A 15436-nucleotide genomic window follows, 5' to 3' on the forward strand; every position below is an offset into this window, starting at 1 on the left:
ATAATCAAGTTTATCTTTAGAAACATCGATACCAACAAACAACATAGAAACACAACCTTTCAGAATTAGATTCTAACTCTGGGTATATAAGAAAAGAGCCTCGTTATATGTAAGAGCTATAGCTCATTCTCCGGTAGCAATTCAACTTATATACCAAAGTTAGTCAGACTATTCAAGGCACTTAAGTGCAGGAGGTGACAGAATTACTTTAGTTATATAATAACTCAGAGTTAGAATTATTTTTTTAAAAATAAATATCAGATTTATTAATTATATGAAAACATTATACACGAGGAGGTGATTGAATGTTTTTAGATAATATACCTAAAGATTCAAAAATTATATATGAGTATTCACATCCATTATTTCTAGAAGGTGGGAAGGATGCTGTATTATTAATACATGGTTATACAGGGACACCACATGATATGTATTATTTAGGTAAGAGATTAAATAAAGAAGGTTTCACTGTTTATATTCCAAGATTACCCGGTCATGGAACAAACTCAATTGATTTTTTAAATACGAACTGGAAAGATTGGTTAAGAAGAGTAGTAGATTCATATATTGAATTAAATTCAAAATATGAAAATGTATATGTTTCAGGATTGTCAATGGGAGGAGTTTTAACATTATTAATAGCTGCACAATTTAATCCGAAGAAAATTGCATTAGCAGCACCAGCATTAGAAGCAAGAAATAAATTATTGAAATTAACTCCAATACTAAAATATTTTTCTAAAAGAGTTGAAAGAAAAGAAAAAGATAATTATAATGAAGAAGGGTTAAATAGATTAGCAAGAGAATATTGGGATTATGACTGGCCTTCAGGGGGGGCAAATTTATATAAGTTACAAAGATTAGCGAAAAAAAGGCTTAATATGGTAAAAAGCGATACATTAATAATTGTATCAAAAAGAGATGGAGCAGTTCCATTAAGTGTAGCTAATACCATAAAAAATAATATTAGTTCTAAAAAAATCGAAACTATAGTATTAGAAAAAAGTCCACATGTTGTAGTAAATGATATAGAAAAAGAAAAAGTAGCAGATGAAATAATAAAATTTTTCAAAGGAAATGAGATTTAATCTCATTTCCTTTTATAATATTCTTCAAATAATTGATTTTTAGAAATCATTTTGCCTTTATTATCCAATGCATACGAGTATGCAATGTTGGCTAGTAATAAAGAATCTTTAATGTTTTTTCCATCAAAAAGAGAATTTATAATGGTACTTTTAAAAGCGCATTTTGCTTCAAATAAAAAATCTTTTTTATTTGAAAAAGGATCAATTAACCAACTATCATTAGGTAATTCGAATTTAATTTTCCCATTATTTAAAAATCTTACATTGTATAAATATTTAATGTTATCTCCTAATTCTATGTTATCATTTGTAAATATAAAATCTCCATATATATCTCTATTTATAGGAATGTATATACTTTCTTCAAAATCCAAAAATAGAAATTTTCCTAATAATTTAATGTTTTTTGTTAAGGATGTATCCCAATTGTGTAGTATTAAGTATACACTTTTTACTTGATTATATATTTCAGATAAGTTATTAATTGTAAAATTGTAATCAAGTTTTTCTATTGACCTATAATCTTTAAAAACATTGATATTATTATCTTTAAATGTTTTTAAAACTCTTTTTGTGCCATATGGTTGTCTAGAAAAGAAAAGCATAATTTCTTTTTTTTCGAATTGTTTAGTTATCAAATCTAAAAATTCATCATCACCTAAAAAATCAAAAATGACAGGGGATAAACCAAATTTTTTTAAATGAAAAGCTAATTTTGTACCTATTCCATTTAATTCTAAAGAAATTTGAGGAATATCTAAAATAGATTTTATAAGAACTTCAATTCCTCCGATTATTAAAATATCTTGCTTTTTTTCTATTTCATATATAGGAAGTAATTTTTCTTTTATTTGAAATTGAATTCTCATGACATCACTTCCTATACCTTATATTATATGAATTAGGATCAGGCCAATTAAAATCAATATCAAGTTTTACGTTATATTTATTTTCTATATATTTCTTTTTTTCTTTAGTAAAATAACCCGATAAATTATGATAAACACTAGTATATACTTCTTTTATATCATGATTTTTCTTCAAATCTTCCAAAGATTCTTCTAAATCTTTAAAGGCACGTCTAAAAACTATTTTTGGTGAAGCAATTTTTCCAGTCCCTTGGCATATTGGACATTGTGTGAAAAGCAAAGCATCTATTGATGGGGCAGTTCTTTTCCTTGATAATTCCAATAATCCTAATTTAGTAAAACCAGAAATAGAAATTTTAGCCTTATCTTTTAATGATTCTTCCTTAATAATATTTATAATTTCTTCTTTATGATAATTTTCTTTCATATCAATAAAATCTATAAGTATAATGCCAGCAATATTTCTTAATCTTAATTGTCTGCAAATTTCTTTAGCGGCCTCTAAATTAGTTTTAAATGATGTTGTTTCTACATTATCCTCTAGTACATTACTAGCGGAATCAACATCAAAAACAGTTAATGCTTCAGTTTTATCTATTGTTATTATACCGCCGCTTGGCAATTCAACCTTTCGTGAAAAGACATCATCTAATTGTTCATATATATTAGACCATGAAAAGGCATCAATATCTACTTTTCGAATAATTAAATTAGGATATTTTTCCTTTAAAATACTAAAATCTTTAAATAACATAGTATCATCTGTAATAATTTCATAAGTTTCATTATCTAATTTTTCCCTTAATATATACTGAATAAAATTTTCATCTTCATATAATAATGTAGGCTTATTATTTTTTTTTGAGTTTTCTATTATATTTTTCCATATATTTTTTAAATCGTTGAATTCATTTTTTAATGTATGAAAATCTACATTTTCACTATTTGTTCTAAAAATAATTCCCTCTTCCTCAGTTTCTATTAAAATCTCTCCTATTTCTCGCAGTCTATCCTTTTCGTTTGAGGAAAATATTTTTTTAGAAATCCCAATACTATTTTCTCCAAATGGCATATATACCATGTATCTGCCAGGAATATTAATTCTCATTGTTAACTGAGGTCCTTTTCTTGTATTTCCATCTTTTTTTACTTGTACAATAATTAAAGAACCTCTGTGTAATGAATTTGGATCAATAGTGGTATCTTTAAATCTAAGAAAACCATTCTTTTTTGTTCCAATGTTTACAAAGAAAGATTCTAATGCAGGAACAACATTTTCGATTCTACCTAAAAATATTTTACCTGCTAATTTTCCAGATTCTAAATCTTCAAAATAAATTTCCATTAATTTTTTATTTTCTAATATAGCAACTCTAATCTCATCCTCGTGATTACTAAAAACAATGGATTTTTTCACAATATCACCTACACTATTATTTTTCATTTTATTATATCATAAAAGGTTATGAAAATTAAAGATTTTAAAAAAAGCGTCGATTAAAATAAAGAAAAATAGCCAAGGAGGGGATAAAATGAAAAAAGGAATTTTCATTTTATTATTAATAATTATTCCATATTTATTATTCGCAGAAACTTATTATGTAATAGGAAATAAGGTATATGCAGGTTCATTAAATTCGAATAATGAATCATATCAAAAAGAATTAAATGATAAAAAGATAATTGAAATAAAAGATGGAACAATAAATAATGAAATTTATGAGGAGAATGGGAATTTAAATGAAGATTTATATATGGTAGGTAATCTTATGTCGCAAAATAATTCAATAAATCTATATAAAAAATCACATATATTTGAGTATTTTATACCCAAAGACTATATATATTGGAAGGAGGGCGGAAGAAGAGAAGGAATAAATAAAATGGAATTAGATACCTTAGATAATACAATATGGTACAGAATTCATAAAGAGGGTAATACAGAAAATAATTTATATAAAGATTTTGAATTGCCTTTTGGAGTAGATACATTTGTTAGTTTTTCAACAGAAATAGCAGGATTAGCAAGTAAAAGCAAGTTGTTACCAGAAAATGTGTATAGTGCATCTGGAATAATATTTTCCTTTTTAAATGAAAATAAGGAAACTATAGATAAACTTGCATTTGCTTGGAGTTCATCAGAATATCCATTTAAGGAGTATTTTTGGATTAATCCTATGCCCTTAAATAGTTCAAGAGAATTTAATATATCTTTTAATGTTAGTGATATAACTCATAATGAAGATGTAAGATATATAAGAATAATTTTTTGGACGTTTGGAAGTCATGAATACAAGACATTATCTGCCGATTTATGGTTAAGAAATGTAAAAATTGAAATATCTAAAAAATAAGGCTTTAACGCCTTATTTTTTTATTTTGTGATATAATTATACTGAAGGAATAATGAAAAAGGAGGCGGTATAATGAAAATATTTTTGGATACAGCGAATATAGAAGAAATTAAAATTGCAAAAGATTGGGGAATAATTGATGGTGTTACGACAAACCCTACTTTAGTAGCAAGAGAAGGAAATATAGATTTTGAAACAAGAGTAAAAGAAATATGCGAAGTTGTAAAAGGACCTGTTAGTGCTGAAGTAACCTCAATGGATTATGAAAATATGGTAAAAGAAGCTATTCATTTAGCTTCATTAAGTGAACATGTTGTAGTTAAGATACCAATGACACAAGATGGAATAAAAGCCGTAAAAACATTATCTTCTAAAGGAATTAAAACAAATGTAACTTTAATATTTAGTCCATTGCAAGCTTTATTAGCTGCAAAGGCAGGCGCTACATATGTTAGTCCATTTATTGGAAGAATTGATGATGTTGGTAATCAAGGATTAGATTTAATAGAAGAAATTTTACAAATATATTATAATTATGAATTTGACACACAAATAATAGCGGCTAGTGTTAGACACCCATATCATGTTGTTGAAGTGGCAAAAATGGGTTGTGATGTAGCAACAATACCATTTGGTGTTCTACAAAAATTATTTTTCCATCCATTAACTGATAAAGGGATAGAAAACTTTAATAATGATTGGAAAAAATATTTGGAATTAAAAAATAAATAATTTAGAATTAAAATAAACATTATGGATTATGGTGAAAATTTTGTTAATGAAATAAAACATAAAGTAATGGTTAGTGAAGATATAATAAAAGCTTTTAGGGAAATTCCACGAGAAAATTTTGTATGTAGTGGAACCCCTAAAAGTCTAATATATTCTGATCAGGCTATACCAACTTATTATAAAGAAAATGTTTTGTCGACATCTAGTCAACCCTCATTGATGGCAATTTTTTTTAAATCATTAAATATAAAAAAAGGAGATAAAATATTTGAAATAGGTACAGGAACAGGTTATAATGCAGCATTAATATCTCACATTGTTGGCAATAAAGGTCTTATAGTTACAACGGAACCTGAATATGAAATATTCGATATTGCAAGGAATAATTTAAAGAAATTTAACAATATTATAACTTTGAATACAGATGGTTATTATGGGTATGATATGGAAAAATTCGACGGAATAATATCAACAATAGCAGTTGATGGAATTCCTGTAAAATGGGTAAAAATGTTAAAAGAAGATGGGAAAATTATAGCTCCAATTGTTTTGGGGAATGATATGACAGATTATACATTTTTACTTGAAAAAAAAGGTAATGATATATTTGCTAAATTTTTAGTTAGTACATCATTTTTAAGAGCTACAGGGAAATTATCCTTTAAAAAAAATATTAATTGTGAAAATATTAAATATGAAAATAATGAATTCGATTTATATAGAAGAATTAATATATCAGAAAAAGTATTTGAATTTTGTATAACATATTTTAATGTATATAATAAATATATAAATTCAGGTGATGAATATGGAGTTTATAAAAATAAAATTCTAAAATTTAAAGGTAAAAAACTTATAAAAATAATAAATGAATTAAAGGATGTTAATATATATAATGCTAAGTTTAAGGGGATTGAGATATATGATTTTTTAAATTTTATACCTTTGGAGTGATTTAAATGGTCATGCTTAAAATACGTGATTCTAATATTCCTATTCCTGATTTAGAAATTAATTCAGAAGAAATATTAGGTATATATACAAACGATCCTGAAAAAATTTTTGATAATATAATTAAAATAGTACTTAGACCAAAAAAATATGTTAAAGAATTTATTTTAGAAGGTATAGATGTTGAAAATTTATCTTTTTTTAGTAGAAGAATAATACATTTTGTATCTTCAGAATTATGGAATGGGAAAAAAGTAATAGATATATTGAAGAGTAAATCAAAAAATAGGAAATTAATAATTATAAGTGTAAAAAATACAGAGGATGTTTTTGAAATTTCTGAGTATATAGAAAAAAATCTAAAAAAAGAAAGTATATTGTTAATTACAAATTCAAGGGAATTAATAGAGTCTGTTTGTGATAAGGTTTTAGATGAAGATAGTAATCAATTAGAATTTGAAGAAAAAACCATTTTTTTGGATTCATATAATAATGAGGAATTTGATAACATAGAAGAAATTAATAAAAAATGCCATCCTTTTATTATAAAAAAAAGGATGTTGATAATATGAGAAAATATATATTAAGCATAATATTTTTAATAATATATTTGTTATCTTCACAAATAATTTTTAATTATATATTTCAAAATGAACCATATTTTTATTATGGTTCTTTTCCAATAGAAAGTAAAAATTTGAAATTTTCAAAAGAATTTCCACAACAAGCAAAAGCTGTATTATCCTTGGAAGATAATATTTTGAAAATATATTTACCTAAAGATAGCGATTATTTTGATTTGATTTTTAAAGATATAAAAGTAATTTTATACGATATATCTATAAAACTAAATAAAATAGTAAAACCGTATTTTATTGAGGTTAGTAATTTAAAATCGCCTGATATATATCTGCTATTTTTAAAAATATCTGGATTAATAGTATATACAATTATTTTTTTCAATGGATTATTTTTTTCAGTATTTGATAAAAATAATTTAAAATTATTATTTCTACATTATTATAAAACTATATCATTAAGGATTTTTTCTTTTTTGTTTGTAATTTTATCTTTTTTTCTAATAATATACTTTTTTAATTCAAATTTAATAATTTATATTTTAAGTGCTTTAAGTATGGTATTTTTATCTTCAGTATCAAAAAATTTTTATATTTATTTATTGATGTATATCATAGGATTAATTTTATCGCTAAACTTATATAATATCAAATATTTTATTATTATATTATTTTTATCATTTGTTATAAATATAATTATAAATACAATAATAATTTATTTTACAAAGACAAATAAAGTTAAGGAGGAAAATTAAATTGAAAGAAATAAAAGATAGAATTTTAAATGATTTGAATGAAAATATTAAAAAAGTAGCGAATATACAAGAATTTCAAGTTTTAAAATCTAAATTTTTAGGAAAAAAAGGGGAAATATCAAATTTAATGAAAGAGATTTCTAAAATTGATAAAGATAAAAGAAAAGAATTTGGTGCTTTTGTAAATAGTATAAAAAAAGAAGCCGAAGAAATTTTAGAAGAAGCATTTTTAAATTTAAAGAAAAAACTAAAAGAAGAAGAAGAAAAGAAAAATTGGGTTGATATTACATTACCAGGAGCTAAAAGAAGAATAGGATATGAACATATATTGAAACAAACAATAAGGGAAATATACGATATTTTTTCTAGTATGGGGTATAAAATTGTAGAAGGTCCAGAAATTGAAACAACTTGGCATAATTTTGATGCTTTAAATACACCTGATTGGCATCCTGCAAGGGATATGCAAGATACATTTTATATTAAAGATAATATCATATTAAGAACACATACATCACCTGTTCAAGTAAGAACAATGTTGAATAATGAACCGCCCCTTGCAATAATTTCTCCTGGAAGGGTGTATAGAAAAGACGAGCCTGATGCAACACATTCACCCGCTTTTAATCAAGTTGAAGGTTTATATATTGATAAGAATGTGACAGTAGGTCATTTAAAAGCAACGCTTGAAAGATTTTTAACTATGTATTTTGGGGGATCCAGAAAAGTATTGTTAAGACCTAGTTATTTCCCTTTTGTTGAACCTGGTTATGAAGTAGATGTGGATTGTATGTTTTGTGGAGGAAAGGGTTGTAATGTATGTAAAGGTACAGGTTGGATAGAAATTTTAGGGGCAGGTTTAGTGCATCCAAACGTATTAAAAAATGTTGGATATGATCCTGATGAATGGCAAGGTTTTGCTTTTGGAACAGGTGTTGAGAGAATAGCTATGTTAAAGCATGGGATTTCTGACATGAGAGAATTTTATAAAAATGATATGAGATTTTTAGGGTTATAAAGGAGGAATTGTAGTGAATATATCAAAAAATTGGATATCAGATTATATAGATTTTAAAGTAGATACAAAAAAATTAGTTGACATGATAAAATTGCATTCTACAAATGTTGAGGGCGTGGAAGAATTAGGGAAAGGCATTAAAGGTGTAGTTGTAGGAAAAATTATTGATATTAAAGATCATCCTGATGCAGATAAAATAGTTATTTGTACTGTAGATGTAGGGAATAAAAAATTGCAAATTTTAACTGCTGATAAAACTGTAAAAGTAAATGATTTAGTACCTGTAGCAGTAGATGGGGCTGTATTATCAGGTAATTTTAAAATTAAATCTAGACCTATGAGAGGAATTATGTCAGAAGGTATGTTTTGTTCATTAGAAGAATTAGGCTTAGAAGAGAAATCGGAATTTGTATATAGAATACCGGAAGATATAGAATTGGGAACAGATTATATAGAATATTTGAAATTAAAAGATGATATTATTGATATAGAAATTTTTCCAAATAGACCAGATTTATTGTCTTATTTAGGAGTTGCCAAAGAATTTATAGCAATTGATGCAGCGGAGAATTTAAGATATCCAGAAATAAAAGAATTAAAAAAAGGAAATGGTTTTCCGGTGAAAATTGAATATGAAGGATGTAAAAGATATGCTGCATTAGTTATTGAAAATGTTGAAGTTAAACCATCACCTTCATGGTTAGTTAAAAGGTTGGCTACAGCCGGTATTAGAAGTATTAATAATATAGTAGATATTACAAATTATGTATTATTGGAAACAGGTCATCCTGTACATGCTTTTGATCTTGATTTAATCGGAAATGAAATAATAGTTAGAAAAGCAAATAAAGGTGAAAAAGTTGAATTATTAGATGAAAAAGAATATGAAATGAATGGAACTGAAACATTAATTACAGATGGTGAGAAAATACTTGCTTTAGGTGGAATAATGGGAGGACAAAATTCTGGAATTAATAATGATACAAAAAGGGTATTGTTAGAAGTAGCTTATTTTGATCCTGTGAATATTAGAAAGAGTGCTAGATACCATAAAATATCTTCAGATTCTTCATATAGATTTGAACGTGGAGTTGATCCAAATGATGTTGAATTTGTAATGGGAAGACTTGCTTATTTAATAGAAAAATTAGCAAATGGAAAAGTAACTTCTTTAATGACAGATGTATATCCTGAAAAAGTTAATCCTAAAAAGGTATTTATTAGAAATAATTATCTAAATGAAAGATTAGGAATTTCAATTGAAGAAAATAAAACAGAAGAAATTTTAAATAAATTAGACTTTTCATATGAAAAGAAAGAAAGTGGATTTGAGGTAATCGTTCCAACTAGAAGACCAGATATTGCTGAAGAAATAGATCTCGTTGAAGAAATTGGAAGAATATATGGTTATCACAATATACCTTCAGTACTGCCAAAAAATAATTTAATAGGCGGGGTATCTGATTATATTAAATTTAGAGAAAAAATATCAGAAGTAATGAGATTAAATGGATATAATGAAGCATTTACATTTTCATTTATGGATAACTCTAAGATGTGGATGAAAAAAGGAGAAGTTTTTTTAGAAAATCCAATTTCATCTGAACTAGGTACTATGAGACCATTATTAGTATATGGAATATTAGAATCAGCATCATATAATTTTAGAAATCAAAGTAGAGATATAAAATTATTTGAAATAGGTAAGAGTTTCATAAGTGATGAAAGTTCTGAAACAAAAGTAAAAGAGATAGAAAAATTAGCTTTTGTTTCCATAGGTGAGGAGAATCCATTAGATTATACAGATAAAAGAATGGTTAATTTTTATACATTTAAGGGATCTCTGGAAAATTTATTTAATTATTTTGGAATAGAAGCAGATTATAAGAGAGATAATATTGAAGGTATGTCTTATTCTCAAAGCGCTAAAATATATGTAAATAATCAGGAATTAGGATTTATGGGTAAAGTTGATATTGATATAGCAAAAGATATTTATGATATAAATCAACCAGTATTTATTGCGGAAATAAATTTAGAAAAAATGTATGAATTAAAAAGAGATAATAAGAAAAATGTATTATCTTTAGAATATCCGTCAATGAGAAGAGATTACTCTATGATAGTTGATGAAAAAATTACATTTTTTGATATTAAAAACATTATATTAAAAGTTGGAAAGAAATTAGTGGAGGATATTAAAATATTTGATGTTTATAAAGGTAAAAATATAGGAGATGGAAAAACTAGCTTAACAATAACTGTAATCTATAGAGCTAAAGATAGGACATTAACAGATGATGAAATAAATAGAATAGCAGAAAAAACAATAGATAGATTAAAAATGGAATTAGATATAAACGTTAGAACATGAATAAAATGTTAAAAAAATACAAAAATTAAAATTTTATATTAATATCTGGCAGTTTTAAGACGATATATATTTTGTTAAGGATAATTTATTGGTATTTTCTCGGAGGTGTAATTATGGATATAAATAAATTAAATGGTGCATATCAACAATATATAAACGAAACGTTAAAAAAAGAAAATAAAATAGGGAAAACCTCTAATGGGGATAGAATAATAAAACAGGATAACGTTCCTGTAAAAGTTTCAGTTGACGGTTCTTCAAAAAAATACATAGAGATGGCCAGGAAAGAAATCCCTGATACTAGGGACAACCTCGTGGAAGAGTTGCGCCAGGCCATTGAACAAGGTATATATAAAATAGATCCGGAAAAAATAGCAGAGAAAATACTTGGAGGTTTCTAATATGTCGGATATTAATATAAAACAAATAATCCACGAGGAGTTAAATATCCTTGTGGATCTTTTTTATTATATGGAAAAATTAAAAGATGGAATTGTAAATAATGAAAAAGTAAATACTTTAAATATTTATGTATCCAAAATAAGCGAGAATGCATTGGTTTTATCAAAAACAGAAAAACAAAGAATAGACTTATTTGAAAAATTTTCTATGGAAAATAATATAAAGAATAATTTTAATAGTTTTATTGAATATTTTTCTGATAAAGATATTGAAGTAGTAAATAGTTTAAAATTATTATCTGAAAAGCTAATAGACATTTCTACAATAAATAACACTTTGAAGGAATTATTAAAGGCGAGAATAGAATACAACGATATATTAATAAAATTATATATGGAACCCAAAAATAATTTGCCAGTATATAATAAAAATGGAGTATATAATAATTCATTAAATCAAAGCAAAACAAACTGGCAGGGTTGAGGTGATAAAATGTCATTATTTAATACATTAAATGTTGGAGTTTCTGGGTTATTTGCCAGTAAAACAGCAATGAATGCTACTTCTCAAAATATAGCTAATGTTAATAATCCGAATTATTCTAGAAGAGAAGTTAATATGACAACAAATCTTCCTCTAAATTATGGAGGATTAGAACTTGGAACTGGAACAAAGATAGAATCCCTGCAAAGAATTAGAGATCAGTTTTTAGATATACAATATAGAAAATATAACAGTGAATACGGATATTGGAAAACTATAAATTCTAATTTAAATTATGTTCAATCATTATATGGCGAACCATCAGAAGAAGGGTTTAGAAAATCAATAGATGAATTTTGGGGTTCTATTCATAAAATATTATCTGAACCAACAGTTCCTGAAAATAAAAGAGAATTGGTATATAAAGCTAATGAACTTGCAAATAATTTAAGTTCATTATATTCTAATATAGAAAATGTTAAAGAAGGCTTAAACAATGATATACAATCTAGTATAGATGAAATTAATTCTAAATTAGAGGATTTAGCAAATTTAAATAAGCAAATTAAAGATTTAAAAAATCAAAATATTAGTCCAAATGATTTATTAGATAAAAGAGATGTTCTTTTAGACGAATTATCAGAAAAATTTAGTTTTACAGTCAAAGAAAAAAATGATGGGCAAATAAGTATTATTTTAAAAAATCATGAAATATTGAATGGAGAAATATATAAAAAAATAAGTTTAAAAGAAATCAATGGAAATAAATATTTACATATAGACAATGGAATATTGTCATTAAAAGAAGGTTCTTTAGGTGCAATGTTTGAATTAAGAGATAATTTATTAAATGAGCAAATGAATAGAATAAATGAATTTGCTACAACATTTTATGACACATTAAATTTGATTCATGAAGAGGGTTTTGATTTAACTGGAACTATAAGAGGTATGAATTTTTTTGATGAAATACAATCTGGTAATTTAGCAACTGATAAGTTAAGAAGAATTGCCGGAAATAAATTATTAAGTGGTCAGCCCAAAAATTATGTAGATAGTTATATTAATTTTAATCAAAATACTATCAGTGATATAAAATTAAACTTTGATATAGGTTCTGGAGAATTAATTAATTTAGAAAGTGGATTTGAAGATAACGGAGATTATATCGCTACATTAAATTCTGGGGATTCGTTAGATAATTTGTTATCCGGTAATAAATTTAGAGGTAATTTTAATTATAACTATAGTACTAATGGAGGATTATTAACTTTTTCAAATGAAGGTGGAGTTTCTTTAGATAATAGATTAATTATTGATTTCAATAGAAATATTTTTAAGCAATTAGGATTGCCTTCAAAAGATATTCAAGCATTAAAATGGACTAATATTCCAACTACTCAAGGGATAATGACATTTAAAGGCCCGGAAAATTATTCTGAAACTCTTAATTTGCAAGGTATTACTTCATTAAATGAAATTGCTCAAAGAATTAATGCGGATGCTGACGGTGATGGGAATACAGATGGTGGATTAAAATTAGTTAGAGCATTTGTTAGAAATAATGAATTATATATTGCTCCAACTGATTCTGCATATAATGATATGAAAAATGTTATAATAGATGATCCCAATGGGATGCTACATGAAATGAATTCTTCTTCAGTTGATTTATCTGTTTTAGATTCATCACAGAATTCTTTAAAAAACGCATTTGGATTATATGCATATATGACTAAATCAGTTGATTTATCTTCTTATCAGTCAACTGATAATGTTGATATTACAATAAATTATAAAGATGGAACGCAATATATTAATTCAATTCAAAAGTCGTTATTAAATGGTAGCTTAATAGGAACATCTGGAGAATTTCAGATTTCTCAAAATGGTGAAGAATTTGAGATATTACCTGGAGCCGATGGAACTACATATAGTTGGGATAAAGTTGACAGTATAGAAATAAAAATAAATGGAAGTCCTATAAAAATTGAGAACTTCTACTATGATAAATCATCAGCAGCAAATAAACTTGTTTCTCAAGGATGGGTGTTAGATAATCAAACAGCATCATTAAACTTAAAATCTGATTTGGATTTGAAATGGCGAATGGATTTTATGGACTTTGGATCATTTATTTCTATTCAAGGTAAAAAAATAGAAATAGATTTTAATAGAGATACTCTACAAAGTTTATCTGAAAAAATAAATAATTCTAATACAGGAGTTTTATCTTTTTATACACCTGGCGGAAGATTTGTATTAAAAGCAGATAAAACTTTAAATTATGATTTGAAAAACGCAGAAATAAAAGGACCTGAAAGATTATTTGAAGTATTAGGATTATGGAAACATGAAGATATGTCTCAACAATATTCAGAAAATTTTACTTTTTTAAATCCTACATACGATTCAACAACATTTGAAAATAAGTTAAAATATGTGTCTAAATTTGCGCTAAATGATGATGTTCAAATAGCAAAAAATTTAAAAGTTAAAGATTATCTTTTAAGTAATCCAGATATGTTAGCTATGGATTTAGGTAAAATGATAGATTCTGATAATGATGGAGATATAGATACTTTAATTCCATCAGGAGAACATTCTTCAACATTATGGGAAGAAGGGTATATGTTAAAAAATTCAAAATTGTTTTCTGATGGAAGACATGATTTTGAAGACTATATATCTGATATGATAACAGAAGTTGGTCTTACAGGAGAAAAAGCAAAAAGAATGGAAATTAATAGTGATAGTTTAAGAACTGAGTATTTAAATCAAAGAGAAAGTGTTAAAGGAGTTTCTTTAGATGAAGAAATGGCTAATATGATTAAGTATCAACAAGCATTTAACGCAGCAGCAAAAGTAATTAATGTTGTTGATGGAATGCTTGATAGAATAATTAATGGATTGATGAGGTGATTAATATGAGAATTACCCAAGGAATGATAGCAAATAACGCTTTAAAAAATATTAGGAATTCTATGCTAAAAAGAGAAGAATTAAGTGAACAAATTACTACTGGTAAAAAAATAAATAGACCATCAGATGATCCATCAAAAGCTGGAAAAAGCAGCTATTTAATGAGTAGAAATAGGATTTTAAATGAATATATTGAAAATATTAAAGGTACAAGATCAGTATTAAAATACTATGATACAGCATTACAAGAAATGCAAACTATTAATCATAGAATAAAAGAATTAACCGTACAGGCAGCTGATGATACTAAAACAGTTGAAGATAGACATCATATAGCTTTAGAATTAGAGCAATTAAAAGAACATTTGTATAAAATAGCGAATACACAAATAGGGGGAAAATATATTTTTGGTGGTGCAAAAACAAATGTTTCACCAGTAACTAAAGAAAATGAAGCTATAATTATTAATACTCCTCAAGAAGCCAATATAAGAGCGAAAATTCCTTTAGAGAATATTGAGGTAGAGTATGGAGTAACAGTATATGACGTTTTTAAAACGGATTCTGGAGAAACAGCTTTTGGAATTTTAGAAAGATTAATAAATTCTGTAGAAAGTGGAGATAATAATAGTATAGAAAAAGATTTAGGAGCTCTTGATAATATTTTGAACAACGTAAATGCAAATTTAGCTAGAGTAGGAAGCATAGATAATATGTTAGAGTCAATGGAAAAAAGATTTGAAAATATAGTAGACAATAATACAGAAATTATAAATGATTTAGTAGGAGCAGATCTAACAAAAGCAATAAGTGATTTAACACTTGAACAAACAGCATTACAAGCAGCATTGAAAACTACTGCACAAATATTACCACAATCCCTTGTGGATTTTATTAAGTAGGGAGGAGA

At 25.7% G+C, this 15436-nt stretch carries 14 protein-coding genes; 12 read left to right on the plus strand and 2 right to left on the minus strand.

All coding sequences use genetic code 11. From position 1 onward, the window contains the following. The first annotated feature begins 305 nt into the window (after positions 1-305). A complete protein-coding gene (locus AS160_RS03315; RefSeq protein ID WP_165144887.1) occupies positions 306-1088 on the plus strand; it encodes an alpha/beta fold hydrolase in 783 nt (260 codons plus the stop codon). Between the two features lie 2 nt (positions 1089-1090). Here AS160_RS03315 and AS160_RS03320 read toward each other — a convergent pair whose 3' ends face one another. Together AS160_RS03320 and AS160_RS03325 are read right to left on the minus strand one after the other, a co-directional pair. Beyond that, positions 1091-1957, minus strand: a complete 867-nt coding sequence (locus AS160_RS03320) for a hypothetical protein (protein ID WP_165144890.1) — start codon at positions 1955-1957, stop codon at positions 1091-1093. A 4-nt stretch (positions 1958-1961) separates the two neighbouring features. Next, positions 1962-3374: an Rne/Rng family ribonuclease gene (locus AS160_RS03325; protein ID WP_165144893.1), complete on the minus strand. Its 1413-nt coding sequence runs from the start codon at positions 3372-3374 to the stop codon at positions 1962-1964. Positions 3375-3489: 115 nt separating this feature from the next. Here AS160_RS03325 and AS160_RS03330 point away from each other — a divergent pair, with 115 nt between their 5' ends. From AS160_RS03330 to flgL, 11 genes are all read left to right on the plus strand, one after another. Next, entirely contained in the window at positions 3490-4311 is an 822-nt protein-coding gene (locus tag AS160_RS03330; RefSeq protein WP_165144896.1) for a hypothetical protein, read from the plus strand. 72 nt (positions 4312-4383) lie between these two features. Next, positions 4384-5043, plus strand: coding sequence for a fructose-6-phosphate aldolase (gene fsa, locus AS160_RS03335; protein WP_165144899.1), 660 nt, complete (start codon positions 4384-4386; stop codon positions 5041-5043). Positions 5044-5064: 21 nt separating this feature from the next. Continuing rightward, positions 5065-5997 (plus strand): hypothetical protein, encoded by a 933-nt coding sequence (locus AS160_RS03340; RefSeq protein ID WP_165144902.1) that lies wholly within the window; start codon positions 5065-5067, stop codon positions 5995-5997. A 5-nt stretch (positions 5998-6002) separates the two neighbouring features. After that, positions 6003-6566, plus strand: coding sequence for a hypothetical protein (locus AS160_RS03345; RefSeq protein WP_165144905.1), 564 nt, complete (start codon positions 6003-6005; stop codon positions 6564-6566). Then, positions 6563-7327 carry a hypothetical protein gene (locus AS160_RS03350; protein ID WP_165144908.1) on the plus strand — a complete coding sequence of 255 codons (765 nt, stop codon included), beginning with the start codon at positions 6563-6565 and terminating at the stop codon, positions 7325-7327. Before AS160_RS03345 ends, AS160_RS03350 begins: the two co-directional genes overlap by 4 nt. Before the next feature lies 1 nt (position 7328). Beyond that, the gene (gene pheS, locus AS160_RS03355; RefSeq protein ID WP_165144911.1) at positions 7329-8345 is read left to right on the plus strand and encodes a phenylalanine--tRNA ligase subunit alpha; all 1017 of its coding nucleotides are present in this window, start codon (positions 7329-7331) and stop codon (positions 8343-8345) included. A 13-nt stretch (positions 8346-8358) separates the two neighbouring features. Continuing rightward, the gene (gene pheT, locus AS160_RS03360; protein ID WP_165144914.1) at positions 8359-10719 is read left to right on the plus strand and encodes a phenylalanine--tRNA ligase subunit beta; all 2361 of its coding nucleotides are present in this window, start codon (positions 8359-8361) and stop codon (positions 10717-10719) included. Positions 10720-10832: 113 nt separating this feature from the next. Then, complete coding sequence (gene flgM, locus AS160_RS03365; RefSeq protein WP_165144917.1) at positions 10833-11120, plus strand: flagellar biosynthesis anti-sigma factor FlgM; 288 nt, start codon at positions 10833-10835, stop codon at positions 11118-11120. Between the two features lies 1 nt (position 11121). Next, positions 11122-11604: a hypothetical protein gene (locus AS160_RS03370; protein WP_165144920.1), complete on the plus strand. Its 483-nt coding sequence runs from the start codon at positions 11122-11124 to the stop codon at positions 11602-11604. 9 nt (positions 11605-11613) lie between these two features. Then, complete coding sequence (gene flgK, locus AS160_RS03375; RefSeq protein ID WP_165144923.1) at positions 11614-14526, plus strand: flagellar hook-associated protein FlgK; 2913 nt, start codon at positions 11614-11616, stop codon at positions 14524-14526. A gap of 5 nt (positions 14527-14531) precedes the next feature. Then, positions 14532-15428: a flagellar hook-associated protein FlgL gene (flgL, locus tag AS160_RS03380; protein ID WP_165144926.1), complete on the plus strand. Its 897-nt coding sequence runs from the start codon at positions 14532-14534 to the stop codon at positions 15426-15428. Positions 15429-15436: the final 8 nt, after the last annotated feature.

The sequence above is a fragment of the Marinitoga sp. 38H-ov genome (assembly GCF_011057715.1).
In the GTDB taxonomy this organism is placed as follows: Bacteria; Thermotogota; Thermotogae; order Petrotogales; family Petrotogaceae; genus Marinitoga.